Annotated in this window: 12 protein-coding genes; 4 read left to right on the top strand and 8 right to left on the bottom strand. The window is 63.9% G+C overall.

Annotated features, from left to right (window positions below; translation table 11 throughout):
- Window positions 1-11: 11 nt before the first annotated feature.
- Window positions 12-1,454 (bottom strand): DcaP family trimeric outer membrane transporter, encoded by a 1,443-nt coding sequence (locus CAF53_RS19195; RefSeq protein WP_100239241.1) that lies wholly within the window; start codon window positions 1,452-1,454, stop codon window positions 12-14.
- A gap of 179 nt (window positions 1,455-1,633) precedes the next feature.
- On the opposite strand from CAF53_RS19195, the gene acs reads away from it, so the two are divergent.
- Both acs and CAF53_RS19185 read left to right on the top strand, forming a co-directional pair.
- Entirely contained in the window at window positions 1,634-3,586 is a 1,953-nt protein-coding gene (gene acs / locus CAF53_RS19190) for an acetate--CoA ligase (RefSeq protein ID WP_100239240.1), read from the top strand.
- A complete protein-coding gene (locus CAF53_RS19185) occupies window positions 3,583-4,203 on the top strand; it encodes a response regulator transcription factor (RefSeq protein WP_046764183.1) in 621 nt (206 codons plus the stop codon). Before acs ends, CAF53_RS19185 begins: the two co-directional genes overlap by 4 nt.
- Here the strand turns inward: CAF53_RS19185 and CAF53_RS19180 are convergent.
- The 7 genes from CAF53_RS19180 to CAF53_RS19150 all read right to left on the bottom strand — a co-directional run bounded on the left by CAF53_RS19180 (window position 4,193) and on the right by CAF53_RS19150 (window position 18,684).
- On the bottom strand, window positions 4,193-7,522 hold the full coding sequence (locus CAF53_RS19180) for a PAS-domain containing protein (protein WP_100239239.1): 3,330 nt from the start codon (window positions 7,520-7,522) through the stop codon (window positions 4,193-4,195). The two genes, CAF53_RS19185 and CAF53_RS19180, sit on opposite strands and share 11 nt — an antisense overlap.
- 106 nt (window positions 7,523-7,628) lie before the next feature.
- Entirely contained in the window at window positions 7,629-8,597 is a 969-nt protein-coding gene (locus CAF53_RS19175) for an alpha/beta hydrolase (RefSeq protein ID WP_100239238.1), read from the bottom strand.
- A 25-nt stretch (window positions 8,598-8,622) separates the two neighbouring features.
- Complete coding sequence (locus CAF53_RS19170) at window positions 8,623-10,191, bottom strand: alpha-L-arabinofuranosidase C-terminal domain-containing protein (protein WP_100239237.1); 1,569 nt, start codon at window positions 10,189-10,191, stop codon at window positions 8,623-8,625.
- A 40-nt stretch (window positions 10,192-10,231) separates the two neighbouring features.
- Window positions 10,232-12,856: a glycoside hydrolase family 3 C-terminal domain-containing protein gene (locus CAF53_RS19165; RefSeq protein WP_100239236.1), complete on the bottom strand. Its 2,625-nt coding sequence runs from the start codon at window positions 12,854-12,856 to the stop codon at window positions 10,232-10,234.
- Window positions 12,857-12,955: 99 nt separating this feature from the next.
- The gene (locus tag CAF53_RS19160; RefSeq protein ID WP_100239235.1) at window positions 12,956-14,086 is read right to left on the bottom strand and encodes a glycoside hydrolase family 43 protein; all 1,131 of its coding nucleotides are present in this window, start codon (window positions 14,084-14,086) and stop codon (window positions 12,956-12,958) included.
- Window positions 14,087-14,189: 103 nt separating this feature from the next.
- Complete coding sequence (locus CAF53_RS19155; RefSeq protein ID WP_242443523.1) at window positions 14,190-15,734, bottom strand: tryptophan halogenase family protein; 1,545 nt, start codon at window positions 15,732-15,734, stop codon at window positions 14,190-14,192.
- Window positions 15,735-15,795: 61 nt separating this feature from the next.
- A complete protein-coding gene (locus CAF53_RS19150) occupies window positions 15,796-18,684 on the bottom strand; it encodes a TonB-dependent receptor (RefSeq protein ID WP_197707484.1) in 2,889 nt (962 codons plus the stop codon).
- A 288-nt stretch (window positions 18,685-18,972) separates the two neighbouring features.
- Here CAF53_RS19150 and CAF53_RS19145 point away from each other — a divergent pair, with 288 nt between their 5' ends.
- Together CAF53_RS19145 and CAF53_RS19140 are read left to right on the top strand one after the other, a co-directional pair.
- Window positions 18,973-19,656: a SapC family protein gene (locus CAF53_RS19145; protein ID WP_100239232.1), complete on the top strand. Its 684-nt coding sequence runs from the start codon at window positions 18,973-18,975 to the stop codon at window positions 19,654-19,656.
- Window positions 19,657-19,659: 3 nt separating this feature from the next.
- Window positions 19,660-20,676 carry a cupin-like domain-containing protein gene (locus tag CAF53_RS19140; RefSeq protein WP_100239231.1) on the top strand — a complete coding sequence of 339 codons (1,017 nt, stop codon included), beginning with the start codon at window positions 19,660-19,662 and terminating at the stop codon, window positions 20,674-20,676.
- Window positions 20,677-20,682: the final 6 nt, after the last annotated feature.

Below are 20,682 nucleotides of genomic sequence, written 5' to 3'. Positions count from 1 at the left end.
AGTCCCTCCTGTCAGAAATTATATTTCGCCGCGACGTCGAAGCGATCGACGTGGCCGTTGAGATCGTTGACGAGCCGGCGCTCGCCGTGGCGGTACTCGATGCCGAGGTCCACATTCTTCACCGGGGAATAGAAGAGGTTGCCCGCGACACTCCATGCCTGACGATTGAACATGGCGATACCCGCAGTCGTCGCCGGGTCGAGCGTGTCGGCGTAGAAGATGCGCTGATAGCTGGCGATCAGATTGACGCGCCACTGATCGTTCAGCGCATAGCGGCCCGCACCGAACAGCGCGAGGTTGCGGACGCCCGCAAGCTGCCCGTTGGTCTGGAGGACCGCATCGGGCCCGAAGTTCAGGCCGAGATAGCGTCCGATCCCTTCACCATAGGTCGCCTGGAAGCGAATGTCGCTGCCATGCTTGTCATCCAGGAAAATCTTGCCGGAGGTGCTGATGCCCCATCCGACGCGGGAATCGACGATGTGGGCGGCGCCCGCCTTCGCATTGTCGACGCGCAATTGGCGGCCCAGCACAGCGAGGTTGAGGAAGCCGAATGCACCAGCATATTCGAGGCGGCCGGTCATGTCGGGTGCATGGTCCTGGCCATTTTCGATGAGGGCGGGCGCTCCGACCGTCGCTGAAGCGGTTTCCGGGTTTTCGGCGGCCAGGTGGAGGGTCAGGCCGTGGCTCAGCGGCAGGCTGTAGCGCACCATCGGCTGACGCACGAAGATCAGGCCGTCGACGCCGCCGACATAATCCGTGCTCTCGGGGAAAACCGCCGGGTTGGAGAAATTGGTGAAATCCTGGCCGAACGTCCAGCGGTCGAACTGGATGAGGGCGCGCCGCATGGCGAGGTCATAGGCGTTGGTCGTGCGCTGCGTCCCCTGGCCCAGCGCCTGCGGGGTGCCGGGGGCGGCCTGGAAGTCGAATTCGATATAGGCCTTGAGCGCATGCTTGCCGAGCTTTGTGGTGGCGTCCACCCAGAAGCGGGTCTGCTTTGCGGAAAAGTCGGTGACGCGGGTAGGCGACGTCGGGAATGCGGGATTGAAGACCGGGACCGACTGGGGCAGATAGAGGTCGCGGCCGAGCGTGTTGCTCGGGTCGTCGCCGCCGCTGTATCGCGCGCTGCTGGCGAGCAGCTTCACATAGCCGGACAGGACGACATTGGTATTGCCCGAGCGGAAGCCGAGCTTGGGCGTGCTATCCGCCAGCCTGGTCACTTGGGCGGACGTCTCGTCGCTCTTGCGGACGGCGTTTGCGGCGGTGGCCGCGGTTTCGTCCTGCTGGTTGCGCGCGGCGGCGAGTTCGGTCCGAAGCTGGGTGACTTCGCTCTCCAGCCGCTCAAGACGCGCCGCCAGTTCCGTCTCCTTCGTGGCTTGCGCGCCGGCCAGTTGGGGTGCGGCGAGTGCCGTCGCTCCCAGCAGGACGCGAAAAAATGGTCCGTTTGGCTTTGGCATTGTCCTCTCCATGGACCGGTTTGTTTTCCGGCTGGGGAGAGGATCGCGCATGCCGCGGCGATGCGACAGCCGAACCATGGTCGGGGATATTCGACTTTGGTCGGGGGTCCGATGCGATCGCGCGGCGTCTAGAATGCCGCCCACGGATCGGTGGCGATCAAGGAGAGGAGTGCTATATTATGGACCAGGGCATTTATCCCGTTCCCAACCCGTGGGCGAACGACGCGCTGGTCGACGCCGCGCGATACCAGCAGATGTATGCGCATTCGATCACCGATCCGGAGCGTTTTTGGGCGGAGGAGGCGCAGCGTCTCGACTGGATGCAGCCGTTCAGCCAGGTCAAGGCGACGAGCTTTTCGGAGGAGGATTTCGGTATAAGCTGGTTCGCGGACGGTACGCTCAATCTGTCCGCCAATTGCCTGGATCGTCATCTGGCTGAGCGTGGCGATGCCATCGCGATCCTCTGGGAACCCGACGATCCGGCGGAGCCTGAGCGGCGCATCAGCTATCGCGAATTGCATGAAGCGGTATGCCGTTTCGCCAATCTGCTCAAGGCGCGGGGCGTGAAGCGGGGGGATCGCGTCACCCTCTACCTCCCCATGGTGCCCGAAGCGGCGGTGGCGATGCTGGCTTGCGCGCGCATCGGCGCCATCCACTCGATCGTCTTCGCCGGTTTCTCTCCCGAAGCGCTCGCCGGGCGTATCGAGGATTGTTCGAGCCGCATCGTCGTGACCGCCGATGAGGGGTTGCGCGGTGGCAAGAAGGTTCCCCTCAAGGCCAATGTCGATGCCGCACTCGCCCATTGCCCCGATGTCGAGACGGTCATCATGCTGCGGCGTACAGGGGCCGAGGTGGCGATGGTCGAAGGCCGCGACATCGACTGGGCCACGGCGGTCGAGGACCAGCCTTCGACGTGCGAGCCGGAGGAAATGGGCGCCGAGGACCCGCTTTTCATCCTGTACACATCGGGTTCGACCGGCAAACCCAAGGGCGTGCTGCATACGACCGGCGGCTATGCCGTGTGGGCGGCGATGACGCATGAATATGTGTTCGATTACCGGCCCGGCCAGATCTACTGGTGCGCCGCCGATATCGGATGGGTCACGGGTCACAGCTATGTCGTCTATGGGCCGCTGATGAACGGCGCGACCAGCGTGATGTTCGAGGGCGTGCCCAATTTCCCCGATGCCTCCCGCTTCTGGCAGGTGGTCGACAAGTTCGGCGTGGAGATTTTCTACGGCGCTCCCACGGCCCTGCGCGCGTTGATGCGGGAGGGGGACGAATGGGTGCGCAAGACCAGCCGCAAGACGTTGCGGCTGCTCGGCAGCGTCGGCGAACCGATAAACCCTGAGGCATGGGAATGGTATCATCATGTCGTGGGCGAGGGCCGCTGCCCCATCGTCGATACCTGGTGGCAGACCGAGACGGGCGGCGCGATGATCAGCCCGCTGCCGGGGGCCACGGCATTGAAGCCCGGCTCCGCGACGCTGCCCATGTTCGGCGTGAAGCCCGAACTGGTCGATGGCGACGGGCGGCTGATCGAGGGGGCGGGGGAAGGCTGTCTTGTGCTCGCGGATAGCTGGCCGGGACAGATGCGCACCGTCTGGGGCGACCATGACCGCTTCTTCCAGACCTATTTCACGACCTTTCCGGGACGCTATTTCACCGGCGACGGATGCCGGCGGGACGAGGACGGCTATTATTGGATCACCGGCCGCATCGACGACGTCATCAACGTGTCCGGCCATCGCATGGGCACAGCGGAAATCGAGAGCGCCTTGGTCGCGCATCCCAAGGTGGCCGAAGCCGCCGTCGTCGGCATGCCGCACGACGTCAAGGGGCAGGGCATCTATGCCTATGTCACGACCAATGCCGATGTCGAGCCGGACGATGCTCTGCGTGGCGAACTGATCCGCTGGGTACGCAGCGAAATCGGCCCGATCGCCTCGCCGGACGTGGTGCAGTTCGCACCCGGTCTGCCCAAGACGCGGTCTGGCAAGATCATGCGACGCATCCTGAGGAAGATCGCGGAAAACGACGTCTCCAGCCTCGGCGACACGTCTACGCTTGCCGATCCCGCCGTGGTCGATAATCTGCTGGCAAACAGACCACGGATGGAAGAGGCGCAATAGAGACGATTCTCATCGCGGACGACCACCCGCTTTTCCGCCAGGCTCTGGCGGTGGCGGTGATGAAGGTCGCTCCGCAAGCCAGCATCATCGAAGCGGGCACGCTCGCCGCCGCCGTGGGAGCGGCGGGCGGCGCGGCGGGCCTGCGCCTCATCCTGCTCGACCTCAAGATGCCGGGCGCGGTGGGCTATTCGGGCATTGCACTCCTGCATGCCGAGCAGCCCGATGTGCCGATCCTCGTCGTTTCGAGCGCCGACGGCGCGAAGGCGGCGGAGGAAGCGCGGGCGCTGGGTGCGGTCGGCTTTCTCTCCAAGGATAGCGACCTGCCTGCGATCGAGACGGCGATCACGCGCGCCATGGGCGGCCACCGGCTTCCGGCTCCGCCGGAACGGCCGGAAGATGCCGTTCAGAAGGAGGTCGCGTCACTGACGCCGACCCAGTTGAAGGTCCTTCTGGAAGTGCTGAACGGCAAGCTGAACAAGGAGATCGCGCATAATCTCATGATCAGCGAGGCGACGGTCAAGGCGCATATGACGACGATCATGCGCAAGCTGAATGTGCAGAACCGCACCCAGGCCGCGTTGGTGGCACGTTCGCTGGGGCTCGATCTCAACCACTGACGCGGGCGAGGAAGGCCGAAATGGCTTCGGGCGCGGCGGGCTTGGCGATGAAGGCGATGTCGAGCATGGCGGCCCGCGGGGCAAGGTTCGCCTCATCCTCCGCCGTGACAAGCGCCGCGGGCAATCCCGGATGTTCGCGGCGTAACGCCGCGATGAGGGCAAGGCCATCTTCGTCCGCGCCAAGCTGGAAGTCCACCAAAGCGGCGTCTGCTTCGTGCGCCAAATGTCGGGCGGTCTCGCCATCTCCGGCAGTCATGGTCCGGTGGCCGAGACTGGAAAGCAGCGCCTGCGTCGCCGCCACGATCATCGGATCGTCATCGACCACGAGCACGGCCAGATTTCTTTCCTTCGGTATGGGGACCTCCAGGATGGGCGCGGATTCCGATGCGGCCTGCCCCGTGCCGGCCGGCATGAGCAGGCTGAACCGGCTGCCCTTTCCGGGAACGGAATGCACTTCGATGCTGCCGCCGATCAGTCGGACGATCCGGCGGGAGAGGGCCAGGCCAAGGCCCAATCCATCGACATCCAGCGCGCCGAGGCGGGTGAACTCGCCGAAGATCGCTTCGATCTGGTCGGCGGCTATGCCGATGCCGGTGTCGACGATGTCGATCCTGACCATGCCGCCTTTGCGTCTGACGCCGATCAGGACCCCGCCATGCTGCGTGTAGCGCAGGGCGTTGGACACGAAATTCTGCAATACCGATCGCAGCAGGCCGGGATCCGTATCGAGATGACCGCTCAACGGGCCGGTCCGCAGGCGTAGTCCCTTTTCCTTCGCCATGGGAGCGAACCCGTCCGCGAGGCTGGTGAGAAAAGGGCGAAGATCGATCGGCTCAGGCTTGGGTTCGACCCCGCCGGCGTCGAGTTTGCTGATGTCGAGAAGCGCGCGAAGCAGGGCCTCCGCCGCGATGATCGCGCCCTCGATGCGATTGGCCAGCATATGCGGCGTTCCGTCAACCTCGCGTTGCAGGGCGGCCGTGAACAGGCGTGCGGCGTGAAGCGGCTGGAGCAGATCGTGGCTAGCGGCGGCAAGGAAACGGGTCTTGTCCCGCGTCGCTTCGGCGAGCCGCGAATTGGTGTCGCTAAGCTCTCGCGTGCGGTCCGCGACGCGCGTTTCCAGTTCCGCCAGCGTCCGGCCCAATTCATCGCGAATGCGCGCGTCCTCGGTAATGTCGATGAAGCTGGTCACATAGCCGCCGCCCGGCATCGGGCCGCCAATCGTCTTGATGACGCGGCCGTCCTTGCGCCGCCGTTCGAAACTGTGCGGCAGCCCCCGGCGCATATGGCGCAAGCGCTTCCTGACGTGGAATTCGATATCCTCGGTCCCGAAATCGCCCAGTCTCCCATTATAGCGGATCAGTTCCGCTATCGGCACGCCCACCCGAAGAAAGCCCGGTGGAAAGTCGAACAGGTCGAGATATTGGCTGTTCCAGGCGATCAGGTTCATGTCGGCATCGACGACGCTGATGCCGGCATCGATATGCTCGAAGGTCGCGGCCAACAACTCGCGCGAAAAGCGAAGCGATTGCCCGCGTTCCCCGAGCAGCCGGGTGACGTCGGACAGGCTGATCTGCCCGCCCGCCAATGCCGAGGTCACGAGCGCGCGCGCCGATGAGGCGCCGACTACGCGGGCGATCAGCGTGCGTGCACGTTGCGCCGAACGCCTGTCGATCGGCGTGCCGCGCGCCGCTGCCGGAAATTCCCGGGCCGCCTCCTCTTCACCGATGAAGCTGGCGGCAAGCTGCGCGAGTTCGGCAAGGTCGGTGATCGGACGCTGGCTGCCGAGGCGCGGAAGGACAGGCGCCTTCACCTTGCGTGCCGCGACAAGCGCGAAGACGAGAAGGTTGGCGCCGAGGCTCCATGCCACGCCATGGACCAGTGGAGAGGCGGCTCCGATGCCGAACAGGCGCAGGGGGTCGAGCGCGCTTCCCGCGAGCGCGGCCAGCCCGGCGGAAGGCAGGATGGGCGGCAGGGCGAGGGTGTAGAACCAGATGATGAGCCCTACGGCAAGGCTGGCCCGCGCCGCGAGGGCATCGCGCCCCGGCGCATAAGTGGCGAGGATCAGGTGCGGCGTGAACTGCGCCATGGCCGCGAAGGCGACGAGCCCGATCGAGGCGAGCGACTGTTCGGCCGAAACGAGCAGCGCCCAGGCGAGCGCCGCCACGATGATGGCGACGATCGAGAAGCGGCGCACCAGAAGCATCCGGCGGCCGAGCGTTCCTGCGCCGGCCTCCGCGCCATTCTCTCGCGCCAGCAACGTGGGAAAGAGGAGGTCGTTCGAAACCATGGTCGCAAGCGCGGTCGAATCGACGACGACCATCGATGCCGCAGCAGCGATCCCGCCCAGCAATGCGAGCGCAAGGATGATGCCCTGTCCCTCCATTTCGGGCAGTTGGAGCATGTAGAGATCGGGCTGTGCGTTGTGCAGCAGGCTTGCGCCCGCCAGCGCGACCGGCAGCACCATGACCGCCATCGCGCCCAGATAGGCGGCCAGTCCCCAGCGGGCACCGACGAGATCGCCCGGCTCGCGGGCCTCGACCAGGCCCATGTAGAATTGCCTCGGCAGGACAACCACCGCCATGAGCGAGATGAGAAAGATGATGCCGACCTCGATCGACAGCCGTTCCGGCCGAAAATTGGCCGAGAGAATGGCGATGCCCCGCGTGAGGCCTGTGGCGTCTGCCTGACCCAGCAGGACGAGGGCGAAGACCGCGACCGTCGTCAGGGCAATGATCTTGAGCAGCGATTCGATGCCGATCGCATAGACCAAGCCTTCGCTGCGCCCGGCCAGTTCGAACCGCCGGGCGCCGAACAGCATGGCGAACAGGGACAATAGCCAGGCGGCGGTCAGCATGGCCAGGGTCGCGACGGGACGGCCCGTCACGATCGAGATCGCTGCCCCGATGGATCGGAATTGCAACGCGACATAGGGGACCGTTCCCAGCAAGGCGATGACCGTGACGAGGCGCGCCACGACCACATCATGACCGAAGCGCGCGGCGATGAAGTCGGATACGGTCGTTGCCTGCTCCTGCGCGACCGCCTCGGCAAGCCGGCGCAGGAAGCGGGGGGCGACGATCAGCAGGCAGATGGGCGCGAGATAGATGGGCAGATAGTGCCATCCGTCGCGTACCGCGCTTCCGACCGCGCCGTAGAAGGTCCAGCTCGAACAATAGACTCCCAGCGCGAGCGCATAGGCGCCGTGGCGCAGATCATGGCGGCCGAGCGGCAGGCCACCGCGTCTTTCCACGACGGTCGCGATTCCGAACAGCAGCAGGACGATCGCGAGCGCGAGAAGGGCTGCCGAGAGCAAACTCATGGCCCATCTCTACTGGCTCCCACCCGCCGGAACAATGGATGGTTGGAGGATGTTCCGGCGAGCAACGGAGGAATGTTATCCGCTGTGGGTTAGGGCCTTTCCCCCATCACGGTTGATGCTTGCGGCCAAGCATGCCGTGCATGTCGATCCAACGCACGAAGGCATCGAACCAGCCGGTGCTGGTGGTGGACTTTGGATACATGCCGAAACCATGGCCACCCTGCTCATAGAGGTGGAACTCCACGGGCCGATGCGCCGTGCGCCAGTCGTCGATCAGCTTGAAGTCGCGATTGCCGAACAGCGGATCGTCGGCGGCGATCGCGGCGAACATCGGTGGCGCGTCCTGCGGCACCGTCATGCTGCCCAGCGGTCCATAGATATTTCCGATGAAGGCGGGTTTCGCCTCCTTGGTCGACAGGGTCGTCGCCATGGTCAACATGGCGCCTGCGGAAAAGCCGATCATGCCGATCCGGTCGGGGTCGACATGCCATTGCGCCGCACGGGTGCGGATCAGGCGGAAGGCGGCAGTGGAATCGGCGAGTTGCGGGGCAAGGTCGTTCGCCGCCGCACTGGGTACGGGCAGGGGCGCGCGTGCGGCGCCGGAGAACATTTCCTTCATGGACTGCTCGAAGCCCGCCATGTCGGCGGGTGTCTGGCGCAACCGATATTTGAGTACGAAGGCGGCGACACCTCGCGCGGCCAGCGCCCGTGCGACGTCATAGCCCTCATTGTCCATGGAAAGGGTGCGGAAACCGCCGCCCGGCGCCACGACGACCGCCGCACCCGACGCCTTGGCCGGATCGGGCAGGAAAGGCGTCAGCGTCGCAACCGTCACGTTCCGTGCGAACCGGCTGCCATATTGGGTGTGCCAGGATTCCTTCGCTGTGGCGCCGGGGAGTGCGCCGGTGCCCAGTTCGATCGCGTCGGGCTGGGCCGGAACGGCGATGGGAGTCATCCTGTCGTCCTGTGCCCATCCCTGTGCGGACAGGGAGAGGGTGCAGGTGGCGAGACCGAGCGCGATCATATGCGCGGCCGGGAAACGCCATACTCTCTTGCGTGCAGACAGATCCTTCATGTCATCCTCCGGTTATTGTCGGTCGTTATCGCAGTTCGAGCACCACCACCGATTTGGGCGGCAGGGCGACGGTCAACACGCCGTTTGCAATCTGCGCGCCGGTGAAGGGGGCGGGCTTCACGACTTGCGGATCGTCGAAGCTGTTGTGCGCATTGATCGCCGAGGCCGTCAGGATGCGGCCCGACACGCTCGCCGCGTTCAACCCATCCAGCTTCACCGTGACCATGTTGCTCTGGTTGGGATCGAGGTTGGACAGGCCGACATGGACCTTGCCGTCCTTTGCCCGGACCGCCGATCCGCTGATGGCGGGCATCACGAACCTGTCCTTGTTGTACCAGGGCGTGTCGATGTCGATCGGCAGCACCGTCGCGTCCTGCCAGGGCTTGTACATCTCGAAGACATGGTAGGTGGGGGTCAGCACCATCTTCCTGCCTTCGGTCAGGATCATCGCCTGGAGCACGTTCACCATCTGCGCGATGGCGGTCATGCGGACGCGGTCGGCATGTTTGGCGAAAATGTCGAGATGGATCGAAGCCACCAGCGCATCGCGCAGCGTATTCTGCTGCCGCAGGAAGCCGGGATTGGTGCCGGGGTCGGGCGCGTACCAGGTGCCCCATTCGTCGACCGCCAGGAACACGCGCTTGGCCGGATCATATTTGTCCATCACCTTGCTGTGACCGGCAATCAGATCGTCCATCCGCCACGTCGCCGCCAGCGTGTCCGCCCAGCCGGCCTCGTCGAAATCGACCGGATCGGCCTTGGGAGGCCATCCGCCCTGGGGCAGGGTGTAATAATGGAGCGACAGCGCATCGAGATGCTTGCCCGCTTCGCGCATCATCACCTCGGTCCAGTTATAATCGTCTCCGTTCGCGCCCGACGCGATCTTCACCGTCTTGGTGCCGGCGGGGACCTTGATGAAGGTGGCGTAACGCTTGGTGACGTCAGCGGCATATTCGGGCCGCATATTGCCGCCGCATCCCCACAACTCGTTGCCGATGCCGAAGGCTGGGAGCGCCCAGGGTTGCTTGTGTCCGTTCTTCGCGCGCTCATCGGCCAGGCTGCCCGCGGGCGCGGTGATATATTCCACCCACTCCGCCATTTCCTGCGGTGTGCCGTTACCCACATTGCCGGAGATATAGGCTTCAGCACCCACCTGCCGCAGCAGTTCGAAATATTCGTGGGTGCCCACGCTATTGGGCTCGGTCACGCCGCCCCAGTTGGTGTTGACCTTGACGGGGCGCCGGGCCTTTGGCCCGATCCCCTCGCGCCAATGATATTCGTCGGCGAAACATCCGCCGGGCCAGCGGATGACCGGCACGGACAGATTGCGCAGCGCCGCCACGACGTCATTGCGGAAGCCGTTGGTGTTGGGGATCGACCGGTCATTGCCGACCCACAGGCCGCCATAGATGCCATGGCCCAGATGCTCGGCAAATTGCGTGAAGATACGGCGGTCATAGACCGGGCCGGGCCTGTCGGCATGGATGGTGACGGCGGTCGGCCGGCCATCGGTATCGGCGTTGGCCGTGGTCGCCGCCCATGCGCTGGCGCATAGAAGCAGCGCGGCGGTCGTGCGGCGCAGGGTCTTGATCATGTCCGTCCTCTTCGGAAAATGGCGGGAGAATGGGCGAAATTTATTTGGGGAGGGAGACCATCCGGACGACGCTGTAGCGGGCCTGCTGGCTCTGCACGGCATCGTCCGGCTGGCCGCTGCCGACGCTCAGGCTATAGTCGCCCGGTATCAGTCCCCGCTCACCCGCCATGGTGACGAAGCTGAGGTCGCGCGGACTGAGTGTGAACTCGACATTCCTCGTCTCTCCGGGCTTCAGCGTTATCCGCTGGAAGCCGCGCAGGGCGATACGCGGCGCGCCCTCGAAGCGCGGTGGCGTGATGTAGAGTTGCGCGATGTCATCGCCCGCCCGCGCGCCCGTGTTCGTGACGGCGGTGCGAACCCGCAGTCCGTTTTCGACCGAGCCGTTCACCGGCTCGACCGCCAGCGGCGCATAGCGGAAGCTGGTGTAGCTGAGGCCATGGCCGAAGGGATAGACCGGCTTGCCCTTGAAATAGCGATAGGTGCGCCCTTCCATCCCATAGTCGGTGAAGGGCGGCAGGTCGTTCACACTCCGGTAGAAGGTGACGGGCAGGCGCCCGCCCGGATCGGCCTTGCCCGACAGGACGTTGCCGACGGCAAGCCCGCCGGACTGGCCGGGATACCAGGCCTCGACGATGGCGGCGGCATTGTCCTTCGCCCAGGACAGGTCGATGGCGCTGCCGTTCATGGCGACGACGACCAGCGGCTTGCCGAGCGCCCTGGCCTTTTCCAGAAAGGCGCGCTGGTCAGCGGGCAGGTCCAGCGTGGTCTTGTCGCCGCCATCGAAGCCCTCGACCTTGACGGGCATTTCCTCGCCCTCCAGGTCGGAGGTCAGGCCGACCACCGCCACGACGACATCGGCGTCCTTCGTCCCCGCCGCCAGATCGCGGTCCAGATCGTCGGTGACACGTTTCCAGAAGATCGCCGGGCTAGCGGCGACGCCGCTTTCGCCCTGGAGGCGGATGGCGAAGCGTTCGCCCTTCGTCATGCGGACGTCGACCAGCTTGAGCGGTTCGGCCCAGCGCGAATATTCACTGGCGGAGACGATCGGTCTGCCGTTGATCGAGACGTCGCCAGTCACCCCGGTCAGGGCCAGGCGATAGAGGCCGGTTTCCGGTGCGACCAGATAGCCGCTCCAGCGGACCTGATGGCGGTCCGATACCTGCCTGAATTCGGCCGCGCGTGAGACGATGCTGGTTTCAGTGCGGGTCAGCACCGGCCTGGTGGCGAAGCGGTCCTTGCCCGCTACGTTGAAATATTCGGCCTTGATGCCGGGCTTCCCGTCCGGCGTCAGCAGCGCGGTGCCGGGGACGAGATCGCCGTCGGTGATCGACGGGGTGAAGGGGATGACGGTCACGGCGCCCCCGCCCATCACCTGCTTCAGGCCGTCAGCGACCGAAATGGGCGGCGCGCTCTTGGCGGAGGAATAATTGCCGCGCAGCACGCGGGTCGCATCCGCCAACGGGCCGGCGAGGGCGATCTTCGTGCCTGGCTTCAGCGGCAGGATGCCGTCATTCTTGAGCAGGACAAGGCTCTTTTCCGCCGTAGCCAGGGCCAGGGCCTGATGATCGGGCGTACCGATCGCGTCGGGCGGCGTCGCATTGGGTTTGCGGGAGGACAGGCCTGCCAGGTCGCCATTGCGGTATCGCGCGGAAAAGAGCCGGACGAGCGCCGTGTCGATGTCATTCATGCTGATATGACCGCGCGCCAGCGAATCCTTGTACCTGTCGCCAAGATCGGTACGACCACCCAGCGTCGCATTGTTGCATTCGTTGTCGACGCCATAGCGCAATGCCACCGCGACCCCGGTCGCGGCGTCGGGCGCATATTTATGATGGTCGTAAATATCGACGACGGCATCGCAATCGGACACGACATAGCCCTTGAAGCCCCAGGCGCCGCGCAGATAATCCTGGAGCAGCATATGACTGCCGCAGGCCGGTTGTCCGTCGACTCGGTTATAGGCGCACATGATCGATCCGGCCTTGCCCTCCACTATGGCGGCGCGGAAGGCGGGGAGATAGCTATCCTCCAGATCGTGCGGGGTGGCGAAGATATTGTCCGTATGGCGGCTGGGTTCCGGACCGCTATGGACCGCGAAATGCTTCGGCGTGGCGACCACGTGGGGCAGGTCGGGACTGTCCCCCTGCATGCCCCGGATGAAGGCGACGCCGATCCGTGCGGTCAGATAAGGGTCTTCGCCATAGGTTTCCTGTCCTCGGCCCCAGCGCGGATCGCGGAAGATGTTGATATTGGGCGACCAGGTGTCGAGGCCGGTGCCGATCCGGCCGATATGTCCGGTCTGCCGCCCCAGGCTGTGCAATGCGCGGACTTCGGTGCTGATGGTGGCGGCGACCCGTTCGATCAGCGGCGCGTCGAAGGTGGCGGCAAGGCCGATGGGTTCGGGGAAATTGGTGGTGGGGACCGCGCCGATCGCGCCGTGCAGGGATTCTGTCCACCAATTATAGGCCGGGATGTCGAGGCGCGGAATGGCGGGCGCGACGTTCAAAAGTTGCGCGACCTTTTCGTCCAGCGTCAGCCTGTCGACGATGGCACGTGCCTTGCCGTTCGCCTCCGTCCATACATCCATGGCCTGCGCATGGGCGATCGCGGATGTCGTGAGGCACAATATCGCGCCGGCCATGCGCAGGGCGGAAGCGGTTTTCATGTCTGTCTCCCCAACGGCACGCCGGTTTCGGCGTCGCCTATTCTCTTATGCTGGGTTGGTAGGGCGCGGGGGATGGCACTTCCCCCGCGCCCGGCGCGCTCAATGGGCGGCGCCGTCCTTCGCGCCCTTGGCGACGAAGGGATTGATGGTGCGGATCGTGCCGTCCGGATTATAATGAAGCTCGGTCACCTTGACGTTGCGCAGGCGGGTCTGGCCTGACAATTGGCTGTCGGCATAGAAGAGCCACCATTTCCCGTTCCACTCGACGATCGAATGATGCGTGGTCCAGCCTTCCACCGGCTCCAGGATGCGGCCTTTATAGGTGAAGGGCCCATAGGGAGAATCACCGACGGCATAGGCGAGATAATGGGTGTCGCCGGTCGAATAGCTGAAATAATATTTGCCCTTATATTTGTGCATCCACGATGCCTCGAAGAAGCGGCGGTCGTGATCGCCGCCCAGCAAAGGCTTGCCCTTTTTATCGAGGATCTGGACCGCCCGCGGCGTTTCGGTGAATTCCAGCATGTCGCCGGTCAGCTTCGCCACGCGCGGCGCCAGCGCGGGCTTGTCGTCCTGGCCCAGGTCGGTCTTCGATCCATCGGGATCATATTTGCCGTCGATATTGCGCTGAAGCTGGCCGCCCCAGATGCCGCCGAAATACATGTAGCTCGACCCGTCGTCATCGGTGAAGACGGCGGGGTCGATCGAATAGCTGCCCTTGATCGGCTGCGGCTGCGCCTTGAACGGACCCATCGGGTCCTTTGACGTGGCGACGCCGATGCGGAAGGCGCCCGCCTTGTCCTTGGCCGGGAAATAGAGATAATAGGTGCCGTTCCTGTAGGCGGCGTCGGGCGCCCACATCTGCTTGTCCGCCCAGGGCACGTCCTTGACGTCGAGCGCCACCGGGCCGATGGTCACGGGGCCGCCGATCCTGTCCATCGCTAGGATGCGATAGTCGTGCATCTCGAAATGGCTGCCCAGATCGTCCTCCGGCGTCGGACCGTCAATGTCATGGCTGGGATAGACGTAGATCTTCCCGTTCCAAACATGGGCGGACGGGTCGGCGGTGTAGATGTCCTTCACCAGCGGCTGCGAAAGATATTCGGACGCGTCGCGTTTCGTTTCCTTTGCCGGTCGGGCCTCGTTTGCCGGCTGCGACTGCTGGCATCCCGCAGTGAGCAATGCGATGGCAAGCGGCAGGGTTTCCAATGCGCGCAACTTCATGGGCATGCTGATCCTCTCTGGTTATTCATGTTTCGATAGCGCTACCATATAATGAGTGCAATCGCGTGCGACCAATGGCTTGGCCTGAAGGCAGATGAAATCGCGGCAGTCAGACCGGCTGTAATCCGTGGGTCACGATCTTGTCGATCAGGTCGCGATGGCGCGGCAGGCCCGCGCGAAGCTTCGCGGTCATGTTCCTGTTCTCCCGCCGGGCGCGATCGGCCAGATGCGTGTCGCGCGCCAGGGCAGCGCGGTCGACCTCCGTGCGGAAGCCCATGCCGTACAGCACATATTGGTAGCTTGCCGCGGGGAACACTTCCTCCACCCGGTCGAACTCGTCGAGGAACCAGGGCGACTGGTAGCGCCAGAGCAGCATCAATTCCTTCAACCGGTCCGGCATGGTCTCGTCCCGCACATTGTCGCGCCAGAAATCGCTGTCGGTGCGCTTCGTCAGTGCATAATGGAGCTTCAGGAAATCGATGATGCGGCCCCAGCGATAATGGGTCGTCGCGTTGAAGCGCGAGGCGATGATGTCCATCACCTCGCGGCAGGCGGGCATCTGCTCCGCGATGATCTTGGCCGACAGTTCGATGAGGACGATGGCGGAGGCTTCGAGCGGTTCCAGGAATCCGGCGGCCAGGCCCACCGCAACGCAATTGCCCTTCCAGAATGTTTCGCGATGGCCGGACCGGATCGCGATCTTCCGTGCGCTGAGCCCCTCGGCCAGCGGACCGATATAGGCGCGCAATTCGCGCTCCGCTTCTTCGTCCGAAATATGGTTGCTGGAATAGACATGGCCGATGCCGCGCCGGGTCGGCAGGCCGATGTCCCAGATCCAGCCCGCGCTCTGCGCCGTGGAGATGGTGTGTGATGCCATCGGGCTGTTGGGCCGCTCATAGGGCACCTGCATCGCGAGCGCGGTGTCGCAAAACAGTATGTCGTTGCAATCCTTGAAGGGCACCTTCATCGCGCCTTCGATCAGCAGCGCCTTGAATCCGGTGCAATCGACGAACAGATCGCCCTCGATCTCGCCGGCCTGGGTGGTGCGGATGGCACGGATGTCGCCATCCTCCTTCATCAGCACCTGTTCGACATCGGCCAGGACATGGCGCACGCCCAGCTTTTCGCAGCAATGGCGTTGGAGGAAGGGCGCGAACTTGCCCGCGTCCAGATGATAGGCATAGTTGGCGAGCGCATCATATTCGGCGGTGGCGATGGTCTTGGGGGCCAGGCCGTCGTCGCAGATGCGCCCCTGCGAACAGACGCTGTCGCAGAAACTTTCGTCCCCTGCGCCCGCCAACCAATGGGGGGCAAGGTTCACCTGCCCGAAATTCTGGGGCAGCATGAGGGGGTGATAATAGCCGTCGTCCCGTTCCCCCGTCGTCCAGCGGGCGAAGCGGGCCCCTTGCTTGAAGGCGGCGTCGCATTCGCGGAAGAGGTCGGTTTCGGAAATCCCCATGCGCGACAGGGTGGTCCGCAGCGTCGGCCAAGTCCCTTCGCCCACCCCGATGATCGGCGTGTTGGGGGACTCGACCAGCGTTACGGTGAAGTCGTTGCCGAGGCGGCTGCCATGACGGGCGGCAATCACCCCCGCGGTCAGCCATCCGGCGGTCCCGCCGCCGACGATCACGATGTTACGGACGGGATGAACCATGAAGAAACTACCCATGAAAAGGGAAGGGATGTCAACCGACATCCCTTCCAGGGCGAGAAGTCTAGAAGCGGTAACGAACACCGGCGGTAAAGCGCCGGCCATATCCATAGACGTCCAGCAACTGGTTGCTGAAGCGGCCATGGGTACTCAACGTCTCGTTGGTGATGTTGAGCGCTTCGCCGAACACGCTGAACTGATCGGTCAGCCTGATATTGGTGCTGAGGTCGATCTGAAGACTGGAGTTGACGAAGGTCGGCTCCGCGCCGAAGGCCGAGTTGTTCTGCGCCTGGCCGAACTGGAGCAGATATTTGTCGCGCCAGTTGACCGCCGTCCGGAACTCGAAGCCGTTCTTGTCATAGAAGGCCACGAGGTTCGCCGAATTCGCAAGGCCGGTCACGGCGAAGCCGCTGGTCGACAGGTCGCTGCGGTCATAGGGCTTGTTGGTTTCGACGAAGGTGGCGTTGGCGTTAAAGCCGAAACCGCTGTCGCCGAACACATGCTGCCATGCCAGTTCGACCCCCTTGACCGTCGCTTCGGGGCCATTGACCCGCTGCGACACGGTGAACACGGCCGGCTGTCCCGTCGACGGATCGATCACATTGTTGATCGTCTGGCGCTGCGTACCCGCGACGATGAAGTTCGACACGTCCTTGATGAAGAAGTTCACCGCGGCATAGGAGTTGCGCTGATAATACCATTCGGCCGCGAGGTCGAAATTGTCCGCCAGATAAGGCTTGAGCGCCGGGTTGCCGCCGGTGGCGGTCAGGGCGCCCACGCGCTGGCCGCTGCCCACGTTGAGGACCGGGGTCAGCGTGTTGAGCGCCGGACGGGTCAACGTGCGCGAGGCGTCGAAGCGCAGGTGGAGATTGGGCGTCAGTTCCAGCTTCATGTCCAGCGCAGGCAGGAAGTAGGAATAGCTGCTGCTGGTCGATACGGGCTGCGCGTCAGTAAAGGCGACCGTCAACAGCGTCGGGTCGGCCGTGCTGCCTACGATCGATGTCGGCAGGCGGCCGATGCCGGTTGAAATGACCTTCGTGATTTCTTCGCGGCCACCGGCATTGAAGTGGAAGGGCATGCCCGCGATTTCGGTCTTGAAGTTCACGCTGACCCAGGCGGACCAGGTCTTTTCCAGAATATTCTGAACTGAACCCGGATCGAGCGCGAGATCGATCGTCCCGTTGAAGCCGGTGCAGCAACCATTATTATATCCCGGCGTTCCGGGCCCTTGCCACAGCCCTTCCAGATATTGCTGATAGGCGCGTGCATCATAGTTGAGCAACACGGGCGGCAGGTTGCCCTTGAAGCCGGGAATCCAGCTTCCGGTGCCGATCGTGCCCTGGATCAGGCTGGCCGGAATGGGCACACCGCTGGTCCTGCCTGAAGGCGCGCCGTAACCGGCATAGGCCTGCCAGAAATTGTTGGCGAAGGTGTTCCGGTTCTCCAGCGAGAACTCATCCTCCATATAGCGCGCGCCGATCTTGACCGTCAGGTCGTCCTGCTTCCAGGTCGCGCCCAGGCGGAACTGCTTGATTTCGTCGCTGTTCTTCTGCGCTTGCCGGACGGTGACGTGGGAGCCGAGAATGGCCTGATCGGTCCAGCGCGACTGGACGCCATTGGGGCCATAGGTAGTCAATTCGGGGAACGCGTTGCTGCTGTTGCCCGTCACCCGCACGCCCAGGGACGTGCCGAGCAGGCCGCCATAGCCGATGTCGGCATTTTCGCTGCTGACCTGGCCGTTGGGATTGAGCCGGCTCTTGGAGTAGCTGGCGTCGGCGTCGATCGTCAGATTTTCGGTCGCGTCCCATTTGATGTTCGCGCCGACCTGGTTGGTTTCGAGGATGTTCTTGTCTGTGCCCGCCGTGAAGTCGGTGGGGGACCCCGCCTGGAGGAAGTTGACGGTCGTGCCGTTCGAGTCCAGTTCGACATTGCGCAGGTCGCCCTGGTTGAACCAGATGCCGAAGCCCGCAATGTCGGTCACGACCTTCTGACGGGAATAATTGTCGTCGATCGTCAGCAGGACGTCGTCGGACGGCTGCCACTGGAAGGCAATACGGCCGTCGATGCGCTCATCCTTGGTATAGCGCTGGTCGGCGCCATATTGCTGCTGATACCAGCCGTTCACGCTCTTGACCTGCGTGGGATCGGTGCCGGAATCGGCCGGATTGCAAATCGTCGCTGTCGTGCCGGCCAACTGACATGGCGCGAACTTGCCGCCCTGCCAGCCCGACACATAGACACGGTTGGTCTGCGTGTCGCGGCGCGTGTAGATGGCATCGACCAAGATTCCCATCGTTTCGTCGGCGAAGGTCGTGCTGAACAGACCCCCGATCGTCGGGACGATCTTGCCCGATTCATCCTGCACCGAACCCGAGGCGCTCATCGCGATGCGGGTGCCCGGCTTGTCGAAGGGCTTGGGATAGGAAATGTTGAGCGTCGCGCCGATCGAACTGCTGGACAGCGAAACGTCGGGCGTCTTGAATACGGCGAGCTGGCCGACAAAGTCGGCGCCGACCGTGGTGAAGTCGACCGAACGACCACCCGAAGCCGTCGAGATGCGGCGGCCGTCGATCAGAGTCTCGTTGAAGTCCCCGGCGAAACCGCGAACGGAAATACCCTGCGGTTCACCGCGCGAACCCGAACGCTGGATCGATACGCCAGGCAGGCGCTGGAGCGATGCGGCAACGTTGGAGTCCGGAAACTTGCCGATATCTTCCGAAGAAATGACGTCGACGACGCCTGAGGACTCGCGCTTGATGTCGAGGTTGCGTTGCAAGGATCCGCGAATGCCCGTGACGATGATGTCGGCTTCACTGGTCCGCGATGCGGGGGTGCCTTGTGAGGCGTCCTGGGCGCTGGCCGGAACGGCAATCGCCAGGACAAGCAGGCTTGCCGTCGCGGCAAGCGTGGCACGGCCACGCGCCCGGTCGGCTTTGGTCACTCTATACGTCATGATCCTCCCCTTGTTCAGACAATATCTCGCCCGAACGCCCCGGCACCATTGCCGCGGCGATCATGTTTTCTTGATCAGGGTGATCTGCTCCGCATTTTTTCTGCGGATTTCATCATCCTCACCCAGCTCTTCTTTTTTTCTGGTGAAAATGGTAGCGCTATCTAAACGCATGATCAAGCGGAATTGTAGGTGTAATCCATATCCGTCAGGATGGGGCGCCTGCTGGAGAAAAGCCGAGCCGTTACGCGGGCGATGCGGCCGGGGGAAAAAGACGGGAGAGGAGAGGAAATGGAAAGGGTTGAACTGCTGAACGGGGAGATTCACGCAGCATTGCGGATGCGGCGCTCCAGCCGGGAGATCGGGCCTTTCGTCCGGATCGTGACCAGCGAATTCGCGGCGGCCGCCGTCGCCTGCCCGATGCTGTTTTCCAAACATTCGGAAACGGGCGCCTTCTATGTGGGCGCCCTGATGGGTTTCAAGACGGGCGAATGCCTGATCGATTCGCCCGATGGCCGTCCCGCATTCCGACCGCTGGAGGTGGATCGCGAGGGCTTTTTCGCCATGGGCGAGAACCTCGCCCTCGACTCCGCCCATGACCGCTTTGCAGGCCGCGAGGGCGAATCGCTGTTCGATGCGCAAGGCGCACCGACGGCGTCTTTGAAGGCCGTGCAGAACGCGCTTGGCCGCTTGATGGTCGGCGCGGAGGCTACGGACCAGTTCATCGCGGCCATGCTGGCCCACCGCCTGATCGAGCCGATCGACATCACGCTCAACTTCGACGATGGGGAGCGGCTGCGACTCGACGGGCTTTACACGATCAGCCTCGATGCCCTGGGCGATCTGGACGATGCGACCGCGCTTGACCTGTTTCGCGCAGGGCATATGCGATGCGCCTATGCGATGGTCGGATCGCTCCAGCATATTGCACTGATGGCGCGCCGCCGGAATGAGCGGCTGGCAATGCCGGTTTGACCCATGTCGGACATCGAAAGACGGGTCGAGGAATTTACCGCGCGGGATATGGCGGTCGCCGACGATCTGCGCCTGTTCGCGGAATCGTGCAGGCCGGCGGTTATCCGGGAATGTGTCGGCTCATGGCCGGCGGTGACGGCAAGCGGTCAGGGCGGAACTGAAGTCCTTGCCTATATCGCCCGGTTCGATGCTGGCTTGAGCGCCGAATATTTTTCCGGCGGGCCGGAACTGGGCGGCCGCTATCATTATGGCACAGGACCGGGCGGCTTCAATTTCGCGCGGGAAACGGCGAGTATAGGCGATGCGTTGAACCGCATCACGCGCAATGCGCGAAGCGGGGATGAAACCGCCTATCTGGGATCATTGCCCACAGATGCCTATTTTCCTGGCTTTGCGGAGGCAAACCCCTGCGCTCTGCTCGGCGCCGACGTCCGTCCGCGCCTATGGGTCGGCAACCGATCGACGGTTGCCTGCCATTATGACAGCTATGACAATCTGGCCTGCGTCGTCGCGGGGCGGCGGCGCTTCACCCTTTATCCGCCTGCCGCTATCGGCGATCTTTATGTCGGGCCGGTCGACCATACGCTTTCCGGCCAGCCCGTTTCGATGGCGGCCGGAGCGCCCGACGAGCGGGCCTATCCCCGTTTCGCGGCGGCACGGGAGAGCGCGATCGTCGTCGATCTCGAACCGGGTGACGCGCTATACCTGCCCAAGCTCTGGTGGCATCAGGTGGAGGCACTCGATCCCGTCAACATCCTCGTCAACTATTGGTGGGACGGATTCGCGGCAGGGCCCGATTCTCCCTATACCGCCATGCTGCTGGCGATGATCGCCGTGGCCGAGCGCCCGGAGCCTGAACGGGCCGCCTGGCGCGCTTATTTCGATCATTATGTGTTCCGTCCGAACGGGCATCCGCTCGCGCATCTGCCAGCGGAGCAGCGCGGCGTCCTGGGGCCGCTGGCGCAAGGCAATTATGGTCGGATCCGAACATTGGTGATGCGGCTGCTGCGTGGTGGCTGAGCGTGA

The sequence above is a fragment of the Sphingobium sp. LB126 genome (assembly GCF_002795205.1).
In the GTDB taxonomy this organism is placed as follows: domain Bacteria; phylum Pseudomonadota; class Alphaproteobacteria; order Sphingomonadales; family Sphingomonadaceae; genus Sphingobium; species Sphingobium chungbukense.
The sequence above is the reverse complement of the archived record's forward strand: the minus strand, read 5'-3'. Positions and strand labels throughout refer to the sequence as shown.

Bases quoted from the DNA above. Each gene is read 5' to 3' on its own strand.
- CAF53_RS19195 (WP_100239241.1), bottom strand. From the start codon at position 1,454: ATGCCAAAGCCAAACGGACCATTTTTTCGCGTCCTGCTGGGAGCGACG.
- acs (WP_100239240.1), top strand. From the start codon at position 1,634: ATGGACCAGGGCATTTATCCCGTTCCCAACCCGTGGGCGAACGACGCG.
- CAF53_RS19180 (WP_100239239.1), bottom strand. From the start codon at position 7,522: ATGAGTTTGCTCTCGGCAGCCCTTCTCGCGCTCGCGATCGTCCTGCTG.
- CAF53_RS19175 (WP_100239238.1), bottom strand. From the start codon at position 8,597: ATGAAGGATCTGTCTGCACGCAAGAGAGTATGGCGTTTCCCGGCCGCG.
- CAF53_RS19170 (WP_100239237.1), bottom strand. From the start codon at position 10,191: ATGATCAAGACCCTGCGCCGCACGACCGCCGCGCTGCTTCTATGCGCC.
- CAF53_RS19165 (WP_100239236.1), bottom strand. From the start codon at position 12,856: ATGAAAACCGCTTCCGCCCTGCGCATGGCCGGCGCGATATTGTGCCTC.
- CAF53_RS19160 (WP_100239235.1), bottom strand. From the start codon at position 14,086: ATGCCCATGAAGTTGCGCGCATTGGAAACCCTGCCGCTTGCCATCGCA.
- CAF53_RS19155 (WP_242443523.1), bottom strand. From the start codon at position 15,734: ATGGTTCATCCCGTCCGTAACATCGTGATCGTCGGCGGCGGGACCGCC.
- CAF53_RS19150 (WP_197707484.1), bottom strand. From the start codon at position 18,684: ATGACGTATAGAGTGACCAAAGCCGACCGGGCGCGTGGCCGTGCCACG.
- CAF53_RS19145 (WP_100239232.1), top strand. From the start codon at position 18,973: ATGGAAAGGGTTGAACTGCTGAACGGGGAGATTCACGCAGCATTGCGG.
- CAF53_RS19140 (WP_100239231.1), top strand. From the start codon at position 19,660: ATGTCGGACATCGAAAGACGGGTCGAGGAATTTACCGCGCGGGATATG.